Source organism: Peribacillus sp. AS_2 (assembly GCF_026891895.1).
In the GTDB taxonomy this organism is placed as follows: domain Bacteria; phylum Bacillota; class Bacilli; order Bacillales; family DSM-1321; genus Peribacillus; species Peribacillus frigoritolerans.
The window spans coordinates 297,572-321,832 of the sequence record NZ_JAPTGA010000001.1 but is presented as its reverse complement, the minus strand read 5'-3'; the positions used below and the strand labels follow the sequence as shown (position 1 = coordinate 321,832).

The window sequence follows — 24,261 nt, the reverse complement described above, 5'->3', positions numbered from 1 at the left end:
CTTTACTAGATGATAGGAGGACAAGTCCAATATGGAAAAACAGGCACAGGAAAGGTTTTTTCAAATTTTAAAAGAAACGTATGAGACGACGGTGAACCATGAAAATATATCAATCAACGAAGTGATAGAGCATCTAAAGAATGAACTGACTCCGTTATACCCAAAGTGCCATTAAAAAAGGACCTGCCGCATATAGGGCAAGTCCTTTCTTTTATCATAAGGAAGTTTGCTGCTCTCTCTCAAGCATTTCCTCTTTGGTATATATGATTTTCATTGGATTCCCCCCAACGAAAGCTCCCTCCGGAACATCTTTATGGACAAGCGTCCCCGCAGAGACAATCGCCCCATTACCAATTGAAAGTCCTGGAAGAATGGTCGAATTCGCGCCAATCAATACTTCATCGCCAATGACCACTTCTCCTAAACGATATTCATGAATCAAATATTCATGAGCAAGGATCGTCGTATTATAGCCAATGACAGTATTTATTCCGACCGATATTTTTTCCGGAAACATCACATCCGGCATGACCATCAAGGCAAACGAAGTATGCTTCCCGACCTTCATATGTAAAAAAGTCCTGTATAGCCAATTCTTCATGCCCAGAAAAGGCGTGTAACGCGCTATCTGTATCACCACAAAATTCTTGACGACTTTCCAGAATGGAACGGTCTTAAATACATGCCATAGTGAATTGGCCCCTTCAACTGGATAGCGGGACGTGCGCCTCATTTTTTTCTAGCCTCCGTGAGTTTTTCAACCTCAACGATATTCAATAAATCCGCCATCTGCTCAAGCATATAATCAGGGTGATAGCTTTCCAGGAATTCACGGCCTTTAATGGACCAGGAGACCCCTGCCGTTTTTGTACCTGTATTTTTCCCGCCCATGATATCATGATAACTGTCGCCAATCATGATCGCTTCTTCAGGGACCGAACCGAGTTGATGTAAAGCTTTTACCAAAGGCTCTGGGTCCGGCTTTGCCTTTTCCACCTCATCCAGTGTGACCACCACTTCAAAGAACTGATCCAGTTTGCTTAAACGCAGGCCCTTTTCGACGACATCACGCTTCTTTGTCGTAACGACTGCCAATTTATAACCGCTCTGCTTCAGCGTTTGAACGGTTTCGAACACCCCGTCAAATTGTGTGACAAGCAAATCATGGTTCCTCCAATTATGCTCCCGATAGTATGCGATCATTTCATCCACACGTTTTGGATCAATGGAAGAAAACGTATCGACCAAAGTCGGTCCGATAAATGGAATGATATCTTCCCGCTTGTACTTTCCAGGACAAAAGTGATTTAAAGTTTCTGTAAAAGAGGCGATGATCAATTCATTTGTATTAATCAACGTACCATCAAGATCAAATAATAATGTAGTTATGTTACTGTTCATATACAGCTTCCTTTCTCTGTACCCTATCAGTCCGATTCCATATATACGCAACGGCCATCGTTAAAACAATGGCAGTGAGCAGCCGAATAAGTAACAGCGGCAAGACCGGAATCCCCAGCGGAATAAAAATCAGTGTGTCTTCTACAACAGCATGGCAGGCAACTAAAAAGATGAATGCAATCGTCATATCCTTCTTCGAAACATTATCCTCTTTAGCAGCTTGAATCATTACGCCTGCGCCATATGCCAAACCGAGAGTCAGGCCGGTAACGAAAGGCATGGAAGCATTCGGCTTCATCCCCAGGACCTTCATGAAAGGAGCAAGGGTCTTCGAGAAGGCTTCCAGCCACTTTAAATCCTTCATGATTTGAACCGCCACCATGAGCGGAATAACGATGACCGCCAGCTGTCCAATTCCTGAAAGGGCCTGGATGACCCCATGCAAAAGGATTGCTCCCGTTCCGTTAATCTCTGCAGCCTCCCCGATAGCCGTTCCTTGGGCCATTTCAGATCCGCCCTGCCAAACAAGATTGATGACGACCGCGGACAAAAGCGCAAGCCCGATCCGTACTGTTAGAATGACCCACAGCTTGACACCGGTTTTCATCGCCAAACCTGACTCAATCAATAAATTATGTGAAAAAGATAGCATCATAGCGATGATAAAAACTTCTTTCACAGTCAAATCAAGCGTTAATATGCCAGCAATCGCTGCGTATAAATTCAGGAAATTCCCTAATACAAGAGGAATTGCGGCATCCCCTGGAAGACCGATGAGATTCATTAAAGGCGCTATCAAGTTGATGATGAACGGCAATACAGGCGTATATTGAAGCACAGTGACGATCAGAGTAACCGGAAATATCACTTTCCCCAAAGACCAGGTTGTATTCAAGCCTGAAAGAAGTCCCTTTTTAACCGAATCTACTATCACTATGCCCTCTCCCTTTTCACATATTACCTATGCATCTAAATATCTTTTGTCTGCATGCCCGCGGACCCTTCTATAGACCACTAAAGCAATGGCTACAACTACCAACACTATCGAAATCACTTGTGCGATACGCAGTGACTCCGTCAGCATCAAACTGTCCGTCCGCAATCCTTCGATGAAATAACGTCCGAAGGAATACCATATTACATAGGTTAAAAACAGTTCCCCCCTGCGCAAGTTCACTTTCCGTAAACTTAAGAGAATTATGACTCCGAGGATATTCCAAATAGATTCATACAAGAAGGTCGGGTGATAATACGTACCGTTTATGTACATTTGATTTATGATGAATTCAGGCAAATGCATATTTTCAAGGAATGACCTTGTTACTTCTCCCCCATGCGCTTCCTGATTCATGAAATTACCCCAACGGCCAATCGCCTGCCCCAACAATAAGCTCGGTGCAGCAATATCCACCAGCTTCCAAAATGAGACCTTCTTGACCTTTGCAAAAACGATTGCAGTCAGCACCGATCCGATCAACGCACCATGTATGGCAATTCCGCCATTCCATATTTTTATGATATCCCCCGGGTTTTGTGAATAGTACTCCCATTGGAAGATCACATAATAAATACGGGCACTAATGATCGCGATCGGGACAGCAAACAAAATCAAATCAGTAAATATTTCCTTATCAAGACCTCTTCGCTCAGACTCCCTTAATGCGATAATAAGTCCCAATAACACACCGAAACCGATGATTAGCCCATACCAATGTACCTGGATGGGCCCTAGATCAACCGCTATCGGATTCAGCGGCTGTATTCCTTGTTCCATTTTGTCCCCTCTTTTCCTATAACCTTTTAAAATTCATCATGTTCCGGATCTGCAATGGCATGGTTCAAGCGATCAGAAAACTGTTCTGCAGCATTTACTCCCATTCGTTTCAGGCGGTAATTCATGGCTGCCACTTCAATGATAACAGCTAAATTTCGCCCTGGACGGACAGGTACGGTAATTTTCGTCACTTCCGTATCGATGATTTTCATTTTCTCTTCATCAAGGCCAACCCGGTCATACTGCTTATTTTTTTCCCATAGTTCCAGATTGATGACGATTGAGATCTTTTTATTGCTGCGGACTGCACCAGCTCCAAAAAGTGTCATTACATTTATGATTCCCAATCCCCTAATTTCAAGAAGATGTTCGATTAAATCCGGGGCATTCCCGACCAGTGTATCTTGATCTTCCTGCCTGATTTCGACGCAGTCATCGGCTACGAGACGATGACCCCGTTTCACTAATTCCAGGGCTGTCTCACTTTTACCGACTCCGCTTTTACCGGTGATCAACACACCTAAACCATAGATATCCACCAATACACCATGAACGGCAGTGGTTGGCGCCAACCTGCTTTCAAGGAAATTGGTCAGACGGCTGTATAACCTTGTCGTCTTCATATTGGATCTCATCACAGGAACGGATTCCCGCTCAGAAGCTTCGATCAATTCTATCGGCACTTCCTGACCACGCGTAATGATGATGCCTGGAGTGAAGTCCCGGCACAACTCTTCCATCCTCTGTATTCGATCCGGTTCATTCAACCGATTAAAAAAGGACATCTCCGTCATGCCTAAAAGCTGTACTCGATCTGCTGGATAATAATCAAAAAAACCGGCTATTTCAAGTCCGGGACGAGATAAATCACTCGTGACGATCGGTCGGTTAATTCCTTCTTCCCCACTGATAAGTTCTAGACCGAACGCTTCTACTATATCCTTTGTACGGACTTTTGCCATATATCTTTCCTCCTTCTGGAGCGATGCTATTTTTTGAGATACTTTTTCTATTTTAGCATTTTTCTGTTAATAACCAAACAATGCATTATCGATTTATCGTTTTTTTATTCACTCCGTACGGATTGGCCACGTGAACAGGAAAGAGATGAGGATGAACATAAATAAAGGAAAGCCCGCCATTTTATATTGGCCGGCTCACTTTGGAGGCGAAAGGGATAGGAAAACGTACCTTTCATCAAATGATATTCCCGAACTAACTCTAAGCACCCCCTTAGGTGTGGTTTCGCTAAAATTGCATGTTGATTTCCGCTCCAGTACTCGCTTATCCAGAGGCGGTCGTGGAGCCTCCTCGGCTTGCGCCTGCGGGGGTGGTCTCCCCTAGACGCGCTTTTCCCGCAGGAGTCTCGTACCTTCCGTTCCAATCAACCTTATTATTAAATTTTAAACAATCCATAAAAAAATGCAGGCAAACTCTTTTCCCATCGAGTTTGCCTGCATTTTGCGCCGCCAGTGAACTTCCCTTTTCAAGAAACCGTTATTGCTGCAGTCTTCGTTTCTGCAAAAACATGAAGCACAGGAACTTCTTCTTTAACCGTCTTGAACTTAAGGACCTTCTGAACCACATCACTTTTCTCTTCGATGATGGTCATCCCTTCCAAAGTTACATTAAAGCTTCCTAAATTGGATTTCAACTCTCCTTCGATCGCCTTGCCTGGAGGCAGGGTCAGCTGGACTTTTCCAGTGACTGACTTAGCATGGATCGAATCGCAATCCATTCCTGAATTCGTACAGATGACTTCACCATTGAACGTTTGGACATCCAATTTCTTGAAGTACCCATCGGCATTAATCGCTCCATTCAAGGTTTCGGCTTCCAAGTCATTAAAATTGGTATCTGAAATGGTGATCATCCCGTTACCAGTTTCAAGTTCACAGAAATCACCCGTACCCTGCATGATATGAATGGCACCATTCGCTGTTTTCGCTTTAAAGTTTTCTGATTTCAATGATTCAGCCGTGATTGCGCCATTGAACATCCTTACATGAATGTCGTCATATTCCTTTCTTGGAATGTACATGGTCGTATCAACCTTTATGGATTTTTCACGAACCTTGAACTTCAACTTTCCATTTTCAATCGTGAAATCGACTTCTTCCAAAAAGTTTTTCCTGGCTTCTTCTATATCTTCCACACGGTATACCTTAGCTTGGCATTCCACCCGGACATCATCATGGTCCCATGCGGCGATTTTCATTTTCCCATTTGCTATATCTACATCAACTACATTCAGGAAATCTTGATCATGCTGGAAAATATGACTGACCTCCACAGATTTCCCGAAATTGAAATCAAGATCCGTTTCTTTGATTTTCTTAAAAGCACTTTCAACGAAATCCATAATCTTTTCTTTCGATGACTGGATATTCTTCTTAAACGTATCCTGATTGCTTCCTTCGCTTTTCTTATCCACGACCACCGTCGATAATTCATTTTGCAATTTCTGCTCTTTAGCTTCACTTTCCTGACTGGCTTTATCTAATTCTTCCAATAGGCCCATGGCTTCTTCCGCTGATAACTTTCCATCCTGAATCATTTCTAAAATTTTCTTTCTTTCCTCCTGCATGAACATTCCTCGCTTTCTTCTATCATTTTATTCATACATACGCCTAGATATCTAAAAAGTTTCATAAATACCGTTTTTCCCACCATTCGACAAACGAAAATGACAATTTCCGAAAAGGAAGATGTTTGATTTCCCCGGAAATATCTTGTTTTCCCATTCTTTAATCAAATGATTGATTAAATGCCCACTGTCATTTTTCTACAAAAAAACAAGCCTGATGGCTTGTTCTTTTAAGCATGTTCATGCTCTGTTTCTTTTTCTTCAATCCAATTTTCCATACGAATTTGATCACGGGTAAGTACAGGTTTTAAGTATTTTCCCGTATACGATTCGGAAACTTCACATATTTTTTCAGGTGTTCCATAAGTGACGATCGTACCGCCCTTATCTCCGCCTTCCGGTCCCAGGTCAATAATATGGTCCGCCGTCTTGATGACATCCAGATTATGTTCGATCACCAAAACTGTATCCCCATTGTCAACCAGCCGCTGAAGCACCTGGAGCAGCCTTGCTATATCGTGGACATGAAGTCCGGTAGTCGGTTCATCCAAGATATAAAATGAGCGCCCAGTGGAACGGCGATGCAATTCAGAAGCGAGTTTCACCCTTTGCGCTTCACCGCCTGATAAAGTGGTGGCAGGCTGTCCAAGCTTGATGTAACCCAAACCAACGTCATAAATCGTTTGTAGCTTCCGTTTGATTTTTGGGATATTTTCAAAGAAACTTACGCCTTCCTCTACTGTCATATCGAGGATGTCGGATATATTTTTCCCTTTATATTTCACTTCAAGTGTTTCCCGGTTATAACGCTTACCATGACAGATTTCACATGGGACATATACATCTGGGAGAAAATGCATTTCAATCTTGATAATGCCATCACCTCGGCATGCTTCACAGCGGCCGCCCTTCACATTGAAACTGAACCTGCCTTTTTTATAACCGCGTATCTTCGCTTCATTAGTCGAGGCAAATACGTCACGAACATCATCGAATACACCCGTATAGGTAGCTGGATTCGATCGTGGGGTCCTGCCAATTGGTGATTGGTCAATATCAATGACTTTATCTAAATGCTCAACTCCCTTAATCTCGCGGAAATCACCTGGTCTGGCTTTTGCCCGATTCAGCTTTTGAGCCAAAGATTTATGGAGGATTTCATTCACTAATGTACTTTTCCCTGATCCAGATACTCCTGTAACTGCTGTAAAGACCCCAAGTGGGAATTTCACATTAACGTTTTTCAGATTATTTTCCTTGGCACCTTTTATCTCAATGACACGGCCATCATTTTTCCGGCGTTCCAATGGCAATGGAATGAATTTCTTCCCTGCCAAATATTGACCCGTTAAGGATTTAGGATCATTCATGACCTCTTCCGGAGTACCGGCGGCCACTATTTCCCCTCCATGCGCTCCGGCTCCTGGACCAACATCAATCAAATAATCCGCAGCAATCATCGTATCTTCATCATGCTCGACAACAATCAGGGTGTTCCCGATTTCGCGCATATTCTTCAATGTTTCGATCAAACGGTCGTTATCCCTCTGATGCAGCCCTATTGAAGGTTCATCCAAAATATAGAGGACTCCCGTTAAACGGGAACCGATCTGCGTCGCCAATCTTATACGCTGCGCTTCACCGCCGGATAATGTTCCCGCTGCCCTGCTCAACGTCAAATATTCCAAACCTACATTAGCCAGGAAACCGAGCCGCTCACGAATTTCACGTAAAATCAATCTCGCAATTGCCGCTTCCTTTTCAGTCAAATCAAGCTCATCGAAAAATACTAATGCATCTTCCACTGATAAAGCTGTCGTTTCACTTATATGGACCCCTTGAATGAGCACGGAAAGACTCTCTTTCTTCAAACGGTGACCCTTACAGGTCGGACAGTGATGTTCTGACATGTATTTCTGCATTTGCTCACGAATATAGTCTGAACTCGTCTCCTTGAAGCGCCTTTCGATGTTTCTTAAAACTCCTTCAAATGGAATATATCCTTCTTGCACTCTTCCAAAATCATTTTTATAACGGAAATATATCTTATCTTTACCTGAACCAAGCAAGACCTTATCCATCTTCTCTTCCGGTAAATCTTTAACGGGCACATCCATATCTATTCCATAATGGTTGGCTACCGCTTCAAGGAGCTGAGGATAATATTGAGAACTCGTCGGCTCCCATGGCGCAATCGCATGTTGACGGAGGCTTAATTCGTTATTCGGGATGACGAGATCACGGTCCACCTCAAGCCTCGCCCCCAAGCCATCACAATCCGGACAGGCCCCGAACGGGCTATTGAAGGAAAACATCCTCGGCTCTAACTCTTCAATCGAAAATCCGCAGTATGGGCAAGCATGATGTTCACTGAAAAGCAGCTCTTCCTCACCCATTACGTCAATGATGACTTTGCCTTCGCCAAGCTGTAAAGCACTTTCCAATGAATCTGCAAGCCTGGCTATGATCCCCTCTTTAATGACGATCCGGTCAATGATGACTTCAATCGAATGTTTCTTATTTTTTTCGAGAGTGATTTCCTCACTGAGATCATGCATTTCCCCGTTCACACGAATGCGGACATAACCTTGTTTCTTAACATCCTCCAAAACCTTCGCATGTGTCCCTTTTCTGCCTGAGACGAGCGGTGCCAATACTTGAAGCTTGGTTCTCTCAGGGTAATCAAGAATGCGGTCCACCATCTGTTCGATCGTTTGTGAGGTGATTTCAATATTATGGATCGGACAGGTCGGTCTGCCGACCCGTGCAAATAACAGCCTTAAATAATCATAGATCTCCGTAACAGTCCCTACAGTTGAACGAGGATTCCGACTGGTCGTTTTCTGGTCTATGGAAATGGCTGGTGACAAACCTTCGATCGCATCGACATCCGGTTTATCCACTTGGCCTAAGAATTGACGAGCATAAGCGGACAGTGATTCCACATAACGTCTTTGCCCTTCTGCATAAATCGTATCAAAAGCCAAGGAAGACTTTCCAGATCCGGATAATCCGGTAAGCACAACAAGTTTGTCTCTCGGTATCGTGATATCAATATTCTTTAAATTGTTGGCCCTGGCGCCTTTTATCACAATTTTATCCATTGCCATGTTTCGTCACCCTTCCGCTTTTAACTCTAGTAATAAATCACGCAGCTCGGCAGCTCGCTCGAAGTCCAGTGCCTTTGCCGCTTCCTTCATTTCTTTTTCCATGCTTGCCATCACTTTTAAACGCTCTTTTTTAGGGAGCTTCGCAAGGCTTGGTGCAAGATCTTCCTTATACTCTTCGCCTTCTTCGGCTACATGAGTCGCCCTTATGGAATCACGGATATCCTTTTGAATGGTTTGAGGCATTATTCCATGCTCTTCATTATACTTCTCCTGGATTTCACGGCGCCGCCTCGTTTCATTGATGGCAATTTCCATCGAATTCGTGATGCGGTCTGCATACATGATGACATGGCCGTTGGCATTACGGGCTGCACGGCCCATCGTTTGAATAAGCGAACGTTCCGAGCGAAGGAACCCTTCCTTATCGGCATCCAAAATGGTCACTAACGACACTTCCGGAATATCCAGGCCTTCCCTTAAAAGGTTGATTCCAACGAGTACATCATATTTGCCCATTCGGAGTTCCCGGATGATTTCTATCCTTTCCAAGGTCTTCACTTCCGAATGAAGATATTGGACCTTGATGCCGATTTCCTTTAAATAATCAGTTAAATCTTCAGACATCTTTTTCGTCAAGGTCGTTATGAGCACACGCTCGTTCTTTTTGACGCGCTCCTGTATTTCACCGATCAGGTCATCTATCTGCCCTTCAATCGGCCGCACTTCTACCGTCGGATCCAGCAATCCGGTAGGACGGATGATTTGCTGAACCATTTCTGGTGTATGTTCGAGTTCATATGGTCCCGGAGTTGCCGAAACGAATATGGATTGATGGACCTTTTTTTCAAATTCTTCAAATCTTAGCGGGCGGTTATCTTTCGCAGACGGCAGACGGAAGCCATGGTCGACGAGCACTTGCTTCCGCGCCTGATCTCCATTGAACATTCCGCGGATTTGCGAAAGAGTTACATGTGATTCATCCACGACCAATAGGAAATCCTCTGGAAAGTAATCTATTAAAGTGTATGGTGTCGCACCTGAGGGACGAAGCGTCAAATGACGGGAATAGTTCTCGATCCCAGAACAAAAGCCCATTTCCCGCATCATTTCCAAATCATAGCGGGTCCGCTGCTCCAAGCGCTGTGCTTCAAGGAGCTTTTCATCTTCCCTTAATTCCTTCAGTCTCTCTTCCAGTTCCGTTTCGATATTTTGAATGGCTATCCGCATTTTCTCTTCGCGGGTTACGAAGTGGGAAGCCGGGAAAATGGCGATATGTTCCCGTTCACCGGTAATTTCACCGGTCAGGGCATCGACTTCACGGATACGGTCGATCTCATCCCCGAAGAACTCGACCCGTACACAATGTTCATCACGGGAGGCCGGAAAAATTTCGACGACATCGCCGCGAACGCGGAAGGTCCCCCGTTGGAAAGCAATATCATTCCTCTCATATTGAATATCCACGAGTCTGTGCAGCAAGGCATTCCGGTCTATTTCCATGCCAGTTCGGAGGGAAACGACCATCTCCCGGTACTCTTCAGGAGAACCGAGTCCATATATGCACGAAACGCTGGCAATGATGATGACATCTTTCCTTTCGAACAAAGATGATGTGGCCGAGTGACGCAGTTTATCGATTTCATCATTGATGCTTGCATCTTTTTCGATGAATGTATCCGTGGATGGAACATAAGCCTCTGGCTGGTAGTAATCATAATAGCTAACGAAGTATTCGACGGCATTATTAGGGAAGAACTCTTTGAACTCACTGTAAAGCTGCCCTGCCAACGTTTTATTGTGGGCAATGACAAGAGTCGGTTTATTGATCTTTTGGATCACATTGGAAACGGTGAACGTTTTCCCTGTACCCGTTGCCCCCAATAACGTCTGCATTTCCTTGCCTTCCTTAATCCCTTCGACCAGCATTTCAATTGCTGCCGGCTGATCTCCTTGAGGAGAGTATTTTGAGACTAACTCAAACTTATCTTTCACCAAGCATGGCCTCCTATTGAAATATTTTTATATGAAAACGGGACATGCCTATATCCCTTCTATTTATTCCGGTTTAATAAAGCATATATACACATTCTACCACAATAGCCTTAAAACAAACCAGCAATAAGCGAACATCCATTCGATTCTTGTTTTAATGAACTTCATGATGTGTTGAGGGGAATGACAAGTTTGAGTACAAAAAAAGCACCTTTGATGTCAGGCGCTCTTGGATGTACGTTTCATCATTCTTTTTGATAACCAAAATCCCACTGTCAGGGATAAGGCATCGACGATGATCAATAAGTTTGTATGCGTATAACCTTTATATGCGGAAGCTGTAATCAAGGCAACAGTTAAAACAAGGCCTACGACATTGTTATAGGTGACTCTTGAAAAGAGCATGACAAGTAGACAAGGAAGGAAAAGGGCAGAAAGAATTTTAATCATTTTTTCATCTCCTTTATAAGAGAAAAATAGAGTAGTTTCAGTTTAAATGATTATGAAGTTTTTTGCCAATCAATTTCCTGCTTGATTTTAAAAAGGCATCCTTGGAAGAGCATCCACACATCCATTAATTATGCCCATAAAAAAAAAGAGGCAAACCCCTTTATAAGGAAGTTTGCTTCTTTTCAGTTCAATCAATATGGATCCGCTCCATGTCCTTTTCTAACGGCGTCCTCAGGGTTATCCGTCCCACCCAGTGGTTTTGAAGATTCCGTATGTTCTGAGGCCGCGGCCAGTCCCTCTTTCAATCTGCGGCCATACTCTTCATCGGCCTCTTCGGCAAGTGCTATCATTTTTTCCTGAATGCGCTTGTCGGCAGGAGCCAATGCCGCCACTAAATTGGAAATTAAATCGTCTTTTTCCCAATCCTCGAATTCCCGGTACGTTTCCCCGGCCTGTTTCGTATTGTTTTGGCGATCAATTGTCTCACGGACAAGTTTCCCTTCCACCATAGGTGTATACTCTTTGCCCGTTTGATTGGCTTCCTTCAAGCCGCCGACAGTGGATGGTTCGTAGTTGATGTGGGGGCTTTGGCTGCCTCTGCCAACTTCATATTGCATCTGTCCGCCAGTCTGATTCGTGGCAGTTCGTTTCTTTGGAGCATTGATCGGCAGTTGCAAATAATTCGCGCCAACACGGTGACGCTGTGTATCGGAATAAGAGAATGTACGTCCCTGTAACATCTTGTCATCAGAAAAATCCAGTCCATCCACTAGGACACCGGTACCGAATGCAGCCTGTTCGACTTCAGTGAAATAGTCTTCAGGGTTTTTATTCAATACCATCTTACCGACATGCAGCCATGGGAACTCATCTTTCGGCCAGATTTTCGTATCATCCAGCGGATCGAAATCCAATTCAGGATGATCATCATCACTCATGATCTGTACGTTGAGATCCCATTCCGGATAGTCCCCGCGTTCGATCGCTTCATATAGATCCTGTGTGGCATGATTGAAATTCGTAGCTTGAATTTCATTGGCCTCTTGCTGCGTCAGGTTCTTGATCCCTTGTTTCGGTTCCCAATGATACTTGACGAGCACTGCTTTCCCTTCCTCATTCACCCATTTATAAGTATTGACCCCTGATCCTTGCATCATGCGGTAGTTAGCTGGGATGCCCCATGGGGAAAACACAAAGGTAACCATATGGAATGTTTCAGGCGAACTCGAGCAAAAATCGAAAATCCTCCTGCCGTCCTGAATATTCGTGACCGGATCCGGTTTGAATGCATGAATCAAATCCGGGAATTTCATGGCATCACGGATAAAGAAAATTTTCAGGTTATTGCCTACAAGATCCCAGTTTCCATCTTCCGTATAAAATTTAACGGCAAATCCCCTTGGGTCACGTAACGTTTCCGGGGATGTCCCTCCATGAATAACAGATGAAAATCTCACGAATACCGGGGTTTTTTTACCTTCTTCCTGAAAAACCTTCGCTCTCGTATATTTTGAAATCGGCTCGTCCCCCGCTTTACCTGTCGGAACGAAATAACCATGCGCACCTGCACCGCGGGCATGCACAACCCGTTCAGGGATGCGCTCCCTATCGAAGTGGCTGATCTTTTCCAGGAAATCATAGTTCTCAAGTGTACTAGGACCTCTGTTCCCTACAGTTCTTAGACTCTGGTTATTCGTTACCGGGTGCCCTTGCCTGTTCGTTAATGTTTCATTCGTTTCATCATTTGTTTTTTTGGATTCATCAGACAAAAAAATCCCTCCTTTGTTAATAAAGGCCACAATACTACTATACTTTCCCCCATTTCCTATATTTAACTCTTCAATCTTCAAAATTTAATTGAAATTAGGTAAATAAGTACTTTTCCCCTATATATCGATGAGCCTATTTTCATGCCATCAACGACTTGAAGAGTTTAGTAGTTGGAGTGAGCATACCCATTTTTGTATAAGTCAACATGACAACACTATAATGAAATGAGGATAAAAAATTCAAAAAGCGGGGTGCCTTCATTGGACGAATCAATAATAGGAAGACTTGGCAGGGTGATGACAGGAAAAACCAGTCGTTGGGTTGTCATTACCGCATGGATAATTACAGCAATTGCATTAACCTTCACATTGCCTGCCGTTAATGATCTAACAGCAAATAATGCCTCAGACTTGCCTGATGACTCGCCTTCTGTCGTGGCTGATGAACTTATTAAAGAAGAGTTTCCAAATTCCTCTGGAATACCTGCCCTGCTTACATGGCATCGGGAAGGTGGACTGAAAGAGGCCGACTTGGCTGAAATCCAGTATCTTTCAAAGGAACTGACAGATAATCCATTGACACAGCAATCTTTCTTACCGCCGCTTCATGAAATTCCGTTGCCTGCTCTTAAAGGATCGGTTTCAGAAGATGGAACGACTTTCGTGCAGCCGCTTTTCTTTAAAGAAAAGACCGAGACTGAAATTCTCGAAAAAAATCTTGAAAGCATTAATGAAGCAGTAACGGAGCGCATTGGAACGGACCCATTCAAGGTCCCGACCGATTCAGATGAATTATCCCTTCGAGTGACAGGCCCTGTAGGGATATCAGTCGATGCAACGGGTTTATTTTCAGGTGCTGATTTCAAATTGCTTTTAGCGACAGTAATACTTGTACTTGTCGTATTATTACTTATTTACCGCTCCCCGCTTTTAGCCATAATTCCTTTAATCGGAGTAGGCTTCGCCTATATTGTCACAAGCCCGATCCTTGGCTTCATGGCAGATCATGGTTGGATTACAGTCGATTCACAGGCCATTTCAATCATGACCGTATTATTATTCGGTGCCGGAACGGACTATTGCCTATTTTTAATTTCTCACTACAGAAGTGAATTAAGGAATCATGCAAGCAAACGGGAAGCCATGATCGCAGCATTTAAAGATTCATCAGGCGCCATTGCGATGAGCGGCCTAACGATCGTCATCTCCCTGCTAACATTGCTTGTAGCCAAATACGGAGCCTATCACCGTTTCGCTGTACCATTCAGCTTGTCGATTTTAATCATGATGCTGGCAGCTTTAACACTTGTACCTGCATTGCTTTCTGTATTCGGAAGGGCTTCCTTCTTCCCAATCGTCCCGCGTACACCTGAAATGGAAGAAGCACGGGCCAAGAAAAAGGGAAAAGCCGTCAAAAAGCATAAAGAAGGCCGCATCGGTAACTGGATTGGCCATATCGTCACAACCAAGCCATGGACCGTCATTCTTACATGCCTGATCATCTTCAGTGTTTTAGCTGGATATTCTTCACAAATAAAATATTCATATGATATTCTCTCTTCCTTCCCTGAAGATATGAACTCACGTGAAGGCTATTCTGTCATTTCCGACTCGTATTCACCAGGCGAACTGGCACCGGCGACAGTGGTTGTCGATACGGATGGTGAAGATATTGATTTAGCACCGGCATTAAAAGGGATGGATATTGTGGAAACTGTTGCCGATCCAGTCTCAAGTAAATCGAATAAAGATCTGCAATCCTATGAGGTCACATTCAACATCAACCCATATGATATCGAGGCCATAGATTCCATTCCGGAAATCCGTACAATGGCGGAGAAAGAATTGAAAGCCGCCAATATATCTTCCGTAGATGAAAAGGTTTGGGTTGGCGGGCAGACTGCGACTCAATTCGATAAAAGGGATACCGTCAAATCCGATGAATTCATGATCATCCCGATCATCATCGTCCTGATTTCCCTGCTCCTGTTAGCCTACTTGCGATCTGTGACAGCCATGGTGTATTTAATGGGGACAGTCATTCTCTCATTCTTTGCAGCTATGGGGTTAGGTTGGATTATCCTGCACTATTTCATGGGTGTCGATGCGATAGAGGGGACAATTCCACTTTATTCTTTCGTATTCCTGGTCGCACTTGGAGAAGATTATAATATTTTCATGGTTTCAAGCATTTGGCGTAAGAAAGAAACGATGCCAATCAAGCAGGCCATCAGAAAGGGCGTTGCCGAAACTAGCGGTGTCATCACCTCCGCCGGAATAATCTTGGCAGCCACTTTTTCCGTTCTAGCCACACTTCCGATTCAAGTATTGGTCCAATTCGGGCTCATTACCGCCCTTGGTGTTTTAATGGACACATTCATTGTGCGCCCGTTCCTTGTTCCTGCAATCACCTCCCTCCTTGGCCGCCGTGCTTTTTGGCCGGGTAAAGTGACCAATCAAGAAAAGAAAGAACAGGCCAATTAATAAAGATGTCCGCTTTACCCTTCTTCATTAAAAACCCTGTGCCCCATAAATGCACAGGGTTTGAGTTTGTAAGCAAAAGGGTTTTTACCTGAAATTTCAAAACAAAGTCGATTGTTACGGAAGGTGCGAGACTCCTGCGGGAAAAGCGCGTCGAGGGGAGACCCCGCAGGCGCAAGGCGCCGAGGAGGCTTCCGGACCGCCCGCGGAAAGCGAGTGCCTGGAGTTGAAATCATCATTCGAGTTTGTCTACAGTCTGAAAACCCTGTGCCCCATAAATGCACAGGGTTTTTCATGTTTTCAAAATTAAGGAAAACTTTCAGTTGACACTATTGCTTTCAGCTCTTATAATTACATTAAGTTAAGATATCTCAAATTAAAGATATATAAATTCAAGATTAATAATCAGGAGGAATAAATATGACAAATACAAAATGGATAGTCGACCCGACTCACAGCGCTATTGAATTTTCCGTAAAACATATGATGATCGCCAAAGTAAAAGGAAGTTTTAATAAGTTCGAGGCAAGCATTCTAGCAAATCCATCGGATCTAACGACTGCAGAGATTGATTTTACCGTTGATGTGGCCAGTATCGACACACGCAATGCAGACAGGGACAATCACTTACGTTCCGCTGACTTCTTTGATGTAGAAAAAAACCCTACATTAACATTCAAATCAACGAAAATCGTGAAAACGGATGAAGATGAATACGATGTAACTGGAAATGTGACTCTTAATGGAGTTACACAAGAAGAAACTTTCAGCATCACCTTCGAAGGCCAAGGGAAAGATCCATGGGGAAATGAAAAAGCAGGCTTCAGCGGAAAAGGGAAAGTCAAACGCAGTGATTATGGTCTAACCTATAACGCGGCATTAGAAACAGGCGGCGTACTGATCGGCGATCAAATCACGCTTACCATCGAAATCGAAGCAGCTAAAGAAGCTTAAAGAAATAAAGAAGCAGTCCTCCCTAGGATTACTGCTTCTTTTTGCATTTACCGGAATTACGAATTCCTCGTTTTATATAGTAAATAAATGAAGTATGGTGCCCCGATGCTCGCTGTGAAGACACCAGCCGGTATTTCCAAAGGTGAGAATAAAGTCCGTCCAATCAAATCCGCCACCATAACCAGGATGCCGCCAAGCAAAGCCGAAGTCGGCAGTAACACTCCAAAACTAGAACCAACCAGCCTTCTGGCCATGTGCGGTGCCATTAATCCCACAAACCCTATTCCCCCAGCAAAAGCCGTGGAACCGCCAATCAAGGCCGTACTGATCATCAATAAAGTAAACCGCTGTTTTTGGACATGCCCCCCAAGCCCCGTTGCCAGGTCATCGCCTAGCTCCTGTAAATTAATATTCCTGGCATACAGGAAGGCAATTAACAGGAATAGAATCGTCCATGGTGCCAATACAGCGATATTATTCCAAGTGGAGGTGGACACTGACCCGGTGATCCAAAGGTTTGCCTGGCTCGCTTGATAGACTGGACCAAGAATCATCATCATCGTGGTGAGCGCCTTCATTAAAGCCATCACCCCAATCCCGATCAACACAAGCCTGATCGGGGGAACCCCATTTTTCCAGGCTAATGAATAAACGAGTAAGGCCACGACTGTCGCCCCAATGAATGCAGCTACCGGCAGCCAATTGATGCTCACCGTTAATGAATGGTTCTTATCGCTAAAAATGGCCAAGAATCCAACGACCGCTACAGTCGCTCCTCCCGTAATCCCCAAGATATCAGGCGAAGCAAGTGGGTTTCTAATCATCCCTTGAAGGATACCCCCAGCTACAGCAAGGCCCATCCCTACCAACAGGGCAACAATTATTCTAGGCAGGCGGAAAGATTGGATAATAAGCCGGTCGCTCTCCGTCCCCCCTCCGATAAAGACCTGAAGAACGCTTAGCGGATTTATATTCATTTCACCCACTCCAGTACTGATCACAAACACTAGTGAAGTGACTAAAAATAATATGAAAATCACGATCATGGCTTTTTTATCCATCAAGAATGATATTTTTTCATTAAACAAACGAAAGCTCTTATATGACTTCATCGACCGCTGAACCCCTTTCTAGCTATATAAATAAAGAATGGGGTCCCGATTATGGCTGTCATGACTCCAACCGGAACTTCGCGAGGCATCAGGATATACCTGGATATGACATCGGCTGCTATCAAAAGCACCGCTCCGAAAAGTCCAGAGAAGGGAATCAACCAGCGATGATCGATGCCAACTATAGAACGGGTAAGATGCGGAACGACGATTCCTATAAAGCCAATCGGACCCGCAACCGCTACTGATCCGCCAGAGAGCAGGATGATTGCCAGCCCAAGGGCCAGTTTAAGGAATACTATATTCAGTCCAAGACCCTTTGCAACATCTTCACCCATGGATAACACATTCATTTTACCGGACATGATCAAGGCAAGGACCCAGCCTGCGGCAAGATAAGGCAGGACGGCAACTAAATTGTCCAGGCTTCTACCGGAAACGGATCCGGCAAGCCAGAATAGGACTTGCTCTAAAAGAGCCTCGTTAGAAACAAGAAGACCTTGTGTAAGTGAGGCTACCATCGCCGTCATGGCTGCACCTGCCAATGTCAGCTTCATCGGTGTCAAGCCGCCGCGTCCCATGCTTCCAATCATAAATATGCTTATCGCGGCTATGGCGGCCCCTAGGAATGACAGCCATGTGAATACTTGAAGATTGCTTATCCCAAAAACGGTGACACCAGTGACCACCGCCAATCCCGCCCCGGCGTTGACTCCGAATATATCCGGGGAGGCGAGGGGGTTTTTAGTTAGCGTTTGCATCAAAACCCCGGAGATGGCTAAACTTGTACCGATGGCCGAAGCAATCAGGGCACGCGGAAGTCTGACTGATTGAATGACAATGTGCTCATTCGTCCCATTGAAATCGGTAAAAGCATCGATGGCCATTTTCCATGTTGTATCCGTATAACCGTATACAATGCTTGAGCACAGTAAAAACAGCAGCAAAAGAATGGTAATGAGCAGCCCCATCCATTTCTGCCATGAATTTTTTAATAACATATCCAGTTACCTTTCCAATCACGTTTGTATATCAGTATTTAATTCAATTGTACTGGCGTTAACGGGATTATGTCAACGAATTTGAGAATCATTTTCAATTATATATTGACAGAAAAGTATATTCATTTTATGATGATGCTGTTAAGTGCGAATGATTATCATTTGCTGACAAATTGGGAGGGATACATAGATGTTTAGATTTAAGTCTTTATTAACGCTTTTTACAATATTTGCAGTCTTCCTTCTAGCAGCTTGCGGGAATTCGGATGAAAAGGCCGATGGAAATAAAGCTGAAGACAAGAAAGAGGAGAAAAGCTACACAATTAAGCATGCCATGGGCACTGCCGAGTTGAAAGAAACGCCTAAAAGAGTCGTCGTTTTAACAAATGAAGGTACTGAAGCATTGATCGCTCTAGGAATTAAACCTGTTGGTGCCGTTCAATCATGGCTTGGTGACCCTTGGTACGACCATATTAAAGATGATATGGATGGGGTCGAAGTTGTTGGTGTTGAACATGAAGTTAACTTAGAGAAAATCGCATCACTGAAGCCTGACTTGATTATCGGAAGCAAGATACGCCAAGAAGCTGTTTATGATAAATTAAATGCAATCGCCCCTACCGTTTTCTCGGAAACGCTAAGAGGAGATTGGAAAGAGAACTTCAAACTTTATGCAAAAGCCTTGAACCTTGAAGAAAAAGGTAACGATGTAATTGCGGAATTCGATAAAAATACTGAAGATCTTAAAGCTAAATTGGGTGATAAAGTAAATCAAGAAGTTTCCATTGTTCGTTTCATGGCTGGAACTACTCGTATTTATTACACAGATTCATTCTCTGGAGTGATTTTCGATCAATTAGGATTTAAACGTGCAGAACAACAGAAGGAACTTTTCACTGCAGATAATAAATTAGGCAACCTTGCCATTGAGGTTGGAAAAGAAGTCATCCCTAAAATGGATGGAGATATTCTCTTCTACTTCACCTACGCTCCTGAAGGAGACAAACAAGCCCTAAGCACAGCAAAAGAATGGACGAATGATCCACTTTGGAAAAACCTTGATGCAGTCAAAAACGGAAATGCCCATGAGGTCAGCGACGCAACATGGAATACAGCTGGTGGAGTAATTGCAGCTAATAAAATGCTGGAAGATATAGAAAAAATCATGCTTGAAAAGTAATAACTCGTTTCCATTGAAAAAGGCCTTTCTCGATATAATTCGAGAAAGGCCTTTTATTTTATATCATTAACCCACTTGTCCGCTTTCCTTCAATTGATCGTCAACGAACAAGAGGCCCAGTTCGTAATGCTCCCCGTCAAATAGAGCTCTTTGCACAAAACGAATCTGTTCATTATTATCGATGACCTCGAGCTTGCAATGTGCCCGGTTTATTTGTAGCGCCCTGTATAGCTCTTCTTCTTCCCTGACGACGACCCCATTTATTTTCGAAATGACCTCGCCTTTTTGCAACCCCATTTTATCTGCCGGAGATTGAGGGATAACGCCTAAGATCTGGACACCCAGCTTACTTTTCGAAAAATAAAAAGGAAGCTTTTGATCCATTGCCTTTTGGGAATGATGCAGGAATTCACGGCAAAGGATTGCCAAAACAACCGTTATGATTGCCAATGGAGGGTACCAGTAACCAGCTGCAGCCAATACCGTAATTACAATTCCCAATGCCCCTACCTTTTTGCCTTGCGCCTTAATTGCCAGTTCCGGGAGCGTCCCATGAACTTTTTGCTCAAAGCCGATTAAAATGGGCAGTACGATCGGCGACAGGGACATGTCCCCGATTGTAAAAACCGGATACCATTCGAAAGGCGCTGGAAGTTGTCCTCCAGGAATCATAACGAACATGGGAATTAGCCAGACCCGCTGTGAAACATACACACCTATCGGCTGCCCCCTTTTGGATACCTCCAAGTGAGGAGAGACCTTTTTACTTCCATTAGCAACAATCAAAAACCCTTCAGCAATCAGTAATAACCCCATTAAAATAACAAGTGTCGGATATACGGACCGATCTAGCTGATTAAGGGAATCCTGAAATAACGTCAGCTCGATATCTCTATCATATAGAAAGAACAGGATAAAGAAAGTGAGCCCCATTGTATAAACGGGGGAAACAAACCTCTTTTTCATGGATAGCATCGCCAAAACCGTAACCACTGCCATGATGGACATTGCCGCCAAAGGAATGGCGAGTCCGGTGGCCAGCGTAAGGAAGGAAAGGATCATCCCCCCTATCAATCCTAGAGGCAGCATGGAACGCAGCTCCATGGAAAAACTGTAGATCTTCGTATTAAAATCATGGCGTTCCCGTTTAACGCGAAGATAGCCGATGAATAAGCAATAGGCAATCGAAACATAAAGCAAAGGGTGAAGGAAAAGTTTTCCTAATCCCATTAAGCATGCAATCAGCCAATCCGTTGTCAATTTCTTTCCACCATCCTCAAAAGTAATCAAAATTTTGTCAAACTTCGTTCTGGTCAGTTACCTCCTATTCTATCAAAAATGTAACCTCCATGCCTATTAAGATGCAGAAAAATTAGGTTTATCTCAAGTTGGCAGGCAAGGAACGATTAAATGCAAAAGAGGCACCGCTCCAAGGGGAACGATGCCATCAAGTTACTTCACTAAATAATTCAAAGCCGTGCGTAACTGGATATCATTATCTTCATCCTGGATCTTTTCCAGAATGGCGGATTCCAGATGCGCTGCGGTTTTAGCATCCAGCTTACCGGTCACTTCCAGGCCGAATTGTTTTTGGAATGCCTTTACTGCGATTTCTGTACTCCAATCATAATATCCATCCTCACGACCCGGTTCAAATCCGAGTCCTTTCAGAATGCTTTGGGCATACTGGATTTGTTCATCATTCATATCCCGCTCCAACACCTTCTCAATCGCCAGCTGATGGGCATTAAAATACTCCGGTTGTTTGACTTTGATCGTCGGTTCGATCCCTTTTTTATGGATCCAGTTCCCTGAAGGAGTCAGCCACTTATATAACGTAAGTTTAATCTTACTGCCATCACCCATTGGTACAGCTTGCTGTACTGTGCCTTTACCGAAAGTCTTCTCGCCAACCAATGGATAGCCTCCCGCCTCTTGCATGGCGCCAGCCAGGATTTCCGAGGCAGATGCGCTCCCTTTATCCGTCAAGACAGCAATGGGATAACTTTTCGCTTTCTTAAGGCTTGTGAAAAACGATTGTGTTTCCCCCGTTCTTTCGGCAATTTGCAAATAGGGCTTGTCTTTTGTGATGAACTCACCAAGAATCGTTTCCACACTGGAAAGAAGGCCGCCTGGATTGCCGCGTACATCTATTACCAAGCCCTTGATTCCCGTCTTTTCCAGCTTCTTAATCTGCTTTTTGAAATCACTTGCAGTATTTTCCGAGAATGTGGTCAACTCGATATAACCGATTTGTTCTCCGCCGACTTCCTTAATTGATGAAAATACGGTATCCAATGGAATTTCGGCGCGCACCATGCTGAATTCAAGTGGATTATCAATCCCTGCCCGCTTTATTTCCATTTTGACAGGTGATCCTTTTTCGCCGCGGATTTTCAGGCGTGTCTCATACAGATCCAAACCTTCTACACTCTCGCCATTCACCTTGAGGATTTGATCTTTCGGCTTTAATCCAGCTTTTTCTGCAGGCGAGTCTTTGTAAGGAGAAACAATGATGACCTTACCATCTTCCATTCCGATTTCAGTCCCGATCCCTTCAAAAGAGGAATCCAGAGTTTCATTGAATTGCTTAGCGGTCTCCTTGTCCATATATACGGAATAAGGATCTTTCAGCGCTGACAGCATGCCTTGGATGGCACCCTCAACCAGGTTGGAGCCATCCACCTGCTCTACATATTGACTTACGATCAAACCGTAGGCTTGTTCAACCTTTGCCCATTCCTTATCCTTCGATATTTCTTGGCTTTCGTCCTTTGCTTCATTCTTGGCCGGAAGGCTTGTCCAATATATGCCCCCCACTGCTCCAATGGCTAGTGACATGATGATAGCTAGAGGAAGTACCCATTTTTTCACCATATTTATCCCCATTTCTGACCTGATATGTATTTCACTATATGAGGGGAATGAAAAGAATATGCTTATAGAAAATGATGACACCACATAAAAAAACAGACAAGGAATTTATCCTTGTCTGTTTTTCCATTGATATATTGGGTATTAGATATTTACATAGTTTAATGGATTAACAGCATTTGACTTGCTATAATTCCATGGGCCTTTATGTAGCTCAAAGTGTAAATGCTGACCGAAGGAATGTCCTGTGTTACCCATGATGCCAACTTGTTGACCTTTTGCAACTACAGCACCTTCGCCTACTTGTCTAGAACTTAAGTGTGCATACACAGTAGTCCATTGCTGACCGCTGATCGAGTGGGTAACGAAGACGACGTTACCGTATGTACTTGAGAAGTAAGAACGGCTTACGACCCCGTCGGCTGCCGCTACAACCGGAACCGTTCCGCTAGCAGCTATATCGATGCCGGCATGCTGTTTATTCCAGCGTTCACCCATTGTTGAAGATACATATCCTGCACTAGGTCTAGTGAAAGTACCCGATGATACGGCTGGCGCTTGACTTACATTAGACGAAGCGGGTGAAGATGATGATGAACTGTTGCTTTTTGCACTATATCCTGAAGAAGTGGATTGTTTTTTTGTTTCGGTTGCCTGTGATGCTTGTGATGCTGCTTGTGCAGCCGCTTGTGCAGCTTCTTGCTCTGCACGTTTTTTCGCTTCGGCTGCCGCTTTTTTACGAGCTGCTTCCAATTCGGCAAGACGTTGATGTTCCAAGCTGATGGCTGATTTGATGGCTTTTTCTTGAGCAGCAAGATTCGCTTTTTCTTCCTCTAGACCCATCTTCTCATGTTCATGCTTTTCAGTTTGTTGCTTTAATTTTTTAACCAATGCATCCTTTTCTTGCTTCTGCTGTTTTTGTTGCTTTTGAATTTCCAATAGTTCAGCTTTTGCCACTTCTAAACTGGCAAGCTTCGTTTCAACGGCTTTTTGCTTTTCTTCGAGATCCTTTTTATCCAGCTCATGCTGCTTTAAAATATCGCGGTCGGCTTCAGCGATTGTCGCTACAGCTCCGACACGGTCAACTAAATCCCCAAAACTGGATGATCCGAATAATACTTCAAGGTAGTTCACGTCCCCGCCAGTCTCCTGGAAAGAAAGTGCCCTTTCCTTCAATACTTCATTACGTTTCGCGATCCGCTCTTTTAATACTTTAATCTCTTCTTTCAATGCCTCGATTTCTTTTTTCGTTTGTGTAATTTCAGCATTTTTAGCATCGATTTTTTTTGCGGACTCTGCGATTTTCGCTTCAATGGCAGCTATTTGGTCTTCTGCTGTCATTTGCTTATCCTGCAGGCTATCGATTTTCTTTTCCGTGTCGGAAATATTCGATTCAACACCTGAACGTTTTTCCTGGATGGATTCTTTCTGTTTCTCTAAATCCGATATAGACTCAGCATAAACCGAAGGTGCCGCCAGAATGCTTCCCAACCCGATCATGATGGAGGCATTCATGGCAATGATATTTTTTTTCACGTTTCATTTCCCCTTTCAACCCGTTACATCCTTGCCTTGT

19 protein-coding genes are annotated in these 24,261 nt (G+C 43.9%); 4 read left to right on the top strand and 15 right to left on the bottom strand.

Features of this window, described 5'->3' with window-relative positions; all coding sequences use genetic code 11:
- Positions 1–31: 31 nt before the first annotated feature.
- Positions 32–175 carry a YwzD family small protein gene (locus OTG27_RS01490; RefSeq protein ID WP_268936019.1) on the top strand — a complete coding sequence of 48 codons (144 nt, stop codon included), beginning with the start codon at positions 32–34 and terminating at the stop codon, positions 173–175.
- Positions 176–214: 39 nt separating this feature from the next.
- On the opposite strand, the gene OTG27_RS01485 is transcribed toward OTG27_RS01490, so the two are convergent.
- The 10 genes from OTG27_RS01485 to OTG27_RS01440 all read right to left on the bottom strand — a co-directional run bounded on the left by OTG27_RS01485 (position 215) and on the right by OTG27_RS01440 (position 13,089).
- On the bottom strand, positions 215–733 hold the full coding sequence (locus tag OTG27_RS01485; protein ID WP_034309938.1) for an acyltransferase: 519 nt from the start codon (positions 731–733) through the stop codon (positions 215–217).
- A complete protein-coding gene (gene ppaX / locus OTG27_RS01480) occupies positions 730–1,401 on the bottom strand; it encodes a pyrophosphatase PpaX (protein WP_057278119.1) in 672 nt (223 codons plus the stop codon). Before ppaX ends, OTG27_RS01485 begins: the two co-directional genes overlap by 4 nt.
- Positions 1,391–2,335, bottom strand: coding sequence for a nucleoside recognition domain-containing protein (locus OTG27_RS01475; RefSeq protein WP_268936018.1), 945 nt, complete (start codon positions 2,333–2,335; stop codon positions 1,391–1,393). Before OTG27_RS01475 ends, ppaX begins: the two co-directional genes overlap by 11 nt.
- A 27-nt stretch (positions 2,336–2,362) precedes the next feature.
- Positions 2,363–3,175, bottom strand: coding sequence for a prolipoprotein diacylglyceryl transferase (gene lgt / locus OTG27_RS01470; protein ID WP_268936017.1), 813 nt, complete (start codon positions 3,173–3,175; stop codon positions 2,363–2,365).
- A gap of 26 nt (positions 3,176–3,201) precedes the next feature.
- Entirely contained in the window at positions 3,202–4,137 is a 936-nt protein-coding gene (gene hprK / locus OTG27_RS01465; RefSeq protein WP_034309933.1) for an HPr(Ser) kinase/phosphatase, read from the bottom strand.
- A 524-nt stretch (positions 4,138–4,661) separates the two neighbouring features.
- The gene (locus tag OTG27_RS01460) at positions 4,662–5,762 is read right to left on the bottom strand and encodes a DUF4097 family beta strand repeat-containing protein (RefSeq protein ID WP_268936016.1); all 1,101 of its coding nucleotides are present in this window, start codon (positions 5,760–5,762) and stop codon (positions 4,662–4,664) included.
- Between the two features lie 230 nt (positions 5,763–5,992).
- Entirely contained in the window at positions 5,993–8,872 is a 2,880-nt protein-coding gene (gene uvrA / locus OTG27_RS01455; protein ID WP_268936015.1) for an excinuclease ABC subunit UvrA, read from the bottom strand.
- A gap of 6 nt (positions 8,873–8,878) precedes the next feature.
- A complete protein-coding gene (uvrB, locus tag OTG27_RS01450; protein ID WP_098185592.1) occupies positions 8,879–10,864 on the bottom strand; it encodes an excinuclease ABC subunit UvrB in 1,986 nt (661 codons plus the stop codon).
- A gap of 219 nt (positions 10,865–11,083) precedes the next feature.
- Complete coding sequence (locus OTG27_RS01445) at positions 11,084–11,314, bottom strand: CsbA family protein (RefSeq protein WP_034309928.1); 231 nt, start codon at positions 11,312–11,314, stop codon at positions 11,084–11,086.
- A gap of 191 nt (positions 11,315–11,505) precedes the next feature.
- Positions 11,506–13,089 (bottom strand): catalase, encoded by a 1,584-nt coding sequence (locus tag OTG27_RS01440; RefSeq protein ID WP_268936144.1) that lies wholly within the window; start codon positions 13,087–13,089, stop codon positions 11,506–11,508.
- Positions 13,090–13,344: 255 nt separating this feature from the next.
- Between OTG27_RS01440 and OTG27_RS01435 the strand changes: the two genes are divergently transcribed.
- Together OTG27_RS01435 and OTG27_RS01430 are read left to right on the top strand one after the other, a co-directional pair.
- A complete protein-coding gene (locus OTG27_RS01435) occupies positions 13,345–15,567 on the top strand; it encodes an MMPL family transporter (RefSeq protein WP_483878182.1) in 2,223 nt (740 codons plus the stop codon).
- A 417-nt stretch (positions 15,568–15,984) separates the two neighbouring features.
- Positions 15,985–16,518, top strand: coding sequence for a YceI family protein (locus tag OTG27_RS01430; protein WP_053536834.1), 534 nt, complete (start codon positions 15,985–15,987; stop codon positions 16,516–16,518).
- Positions 16,519–16,574: 56 nt separating this feature from the next.
- Here OTG27_RS01430 and OTG27_RS01425 read toward each other — a convergent pair whose 3' ends face one another.
- The gene (locus OTG27_RS01425; RefSeq protein ID WP_057278123.1) at positions 16,575–17,630 is read right to left on the bottom strand and encodes a FecCD family ABC transporter permease; all 1,056 of its coding nucleotides are present in this window, start codon (positions 17,628–17,630) and stop codon (positions 16,575–16,577) included.
- Positions 17,627–18,631, bottom strand: a complete 1,005-nt coding sequence (locus tag OTG27_RS01420) for a FecCD family ABC transporter permease (protein ID WP_268936014.1) — start codon at positions 18,629–18,631, stop codon at positions 17,627–17,629. Before OTG27_RS01420 ends, OTG27_RS01425 begins: the two co-directional genes overlap by 4 nt.
- Before the next feature lie 190 nt (positions 18,632–18,821).
- Between OTG27_RS01420 and OTG27_RS01415 the strand changes: the two genes are divergently transcribed.
- Entirely contained in the window at positions 18,822–19,811 is a 990-nt protein-coding gene (locus OTG27_RS01415) for an ABC transporter substrate-binding protein (protein ID WP_057278125.1), read from the top strand.
- Between the two features lie 66 nt (positions 19,812–19,877).
- On the opposite strand, the gene OTG27_RS01410 is transcribed toward OTG27_RS01415, so the two are convergent.
- The 3 genes from OTG27_RS01410 to OTG27_RS01400 all read right to left on the bottom strand — a co-directional run bounded on the left by OTG27_RS01410 (position 19,878) and on the right by OTG27_RS01400 (position 24,221).
- Positions 19,878–21,071: a PDZ domain-containing protein gene (locus OTG27_RS01410; RefSeq protein WP_268936013.1), complete on the bottom strand. Its 1,194-nt coding sequence runs from the start codon at positions 21,069–21,071 to the stop codon at positions 19,878–19,880.
- 192 nt (positions 21,072–21,263) lie between these two features.
- On the bottom strand, positions 21,264–22,688 hold the full coding sequence (locus OTG27_RS01405; RefSeq protein WP_098185485.1) for a S41 family peptidase: 1,425 nt from the start codon (positions 22,686–22,688) through the stop codon (positions 21,264–21,266).
- A 141-nt stretch (positions 22,689–22,829) separates the two neighbouring features.
- Positions 22,830–24,221: a murein hydrolase activator EnvC family protein gene (locus OTG27_RS01400; protein WP_057278128.1), complete on the bottom strand. Its 1,392-nt coding sequence runs from the start codon at positions 24,219–24,221 to the stop codon at positions 22,830–22,832.
- Between the last annotated feature and the right edge of the window lie 40 nt (positions 24,222–24,261).

What these genes read in the sequence shown, in the direction of transcription:
- OTG27_RS01490 (WP_268936019.1), top strand. Translation starts at nt 32, where the DNA reads ATGGAAAAACAGGCACAGGAAAGGTTTTTTCAAATTTTAAAAGAAACG.
- OTG27_RS01485 (WP_034309938.1), bottom strand. Translation starts at nt 733, where the DNA reads ATGAGGCGCACGTCCCGCTATCCAGTTGAAGGGGCCAATTCACTATGG.
- ppaX (WP_057278119.1), bottom strand. Translation starts at nt 1,401, where the DNA reads ATGAACAGTAACATAACTACATTATTATTTGATCTTGATGGTACGTTG.
- lgt (WP_268936017.1), bottom strand. Translation starts at nt 3,175, where the DNA reads ATGGAACAAGGAATACAGCCGCTGAATCCGATAGCGGTTGATCTAGGG.
- hprK (WP_034309933.1), bottom strand. Translation starts at nt 4,137, where the DNA reads ATGGCAAAAGTCCGTACAAAGGATATAGTAGAAGCGTTCGGTCTAGAA.
- OTG27_RS01460 (WP_268936016.1), bottom strand. Translation starts at nt 5,762, where the DNA reads ATGCAGGAGGAAAGAAAGAAAATTTTAGAAATGATTCAGGATGGAAAG.
- uvrA (WP_268936015.1), bottom strand. Translation starts at nt 8,872, where the DNA reads ATGGCAATGGATAAAATTGTGATAAAAGGCGCCAGGGCCAACAATTTA.
- OTG27_RS01445 (WP_034309928.1), bottom strand. Translation starts at nt 11,314, where the DNA reads ATGATTAAAATTCTTTCTGCCCTTTTCCTTCCTTGTCTACTTGTCATG.
- OTG27_RS01430 (WP_053536834.1), top strand. Translation starts at nt 15,985, where the DNA reads ATGACAAATACAAAATGGATAGTCGACCCGACTCACAGCGCTATTGAA.
- OTG27_RS01425 (WP_057278123.1), bottom strand. Translation starts at nt 17,630, where the DNA reads ATGAAGTCATATAAGAGCTTTCGTTTGTTTAATGAAAAAATATCATTC.
- OTG27_RS01420 (WP_268936014.1), bottom strand. Translation starts at nt 18,631, where the DNA reads ATGTTATTAAAAAATTCATGGCAGAAATGGATGGGGCTGCTCATTACC.
- OTG27_RS01415 (WP_057278125.1), top strand. Translation starts at nt 18,822, where the DNA reads ATGTTTAGATTTAAGTCTTTATTAACGCTTTTTACAATATTTGCAGTC.
- OTG27_RS01405 (WP_098185485.1), bottom strand. Translation starts at nt 22,688, where the DNA reads ATGGTGAAAAAATGGGTACTTCCTCTAGCTATCATCATGTCACTAGCC.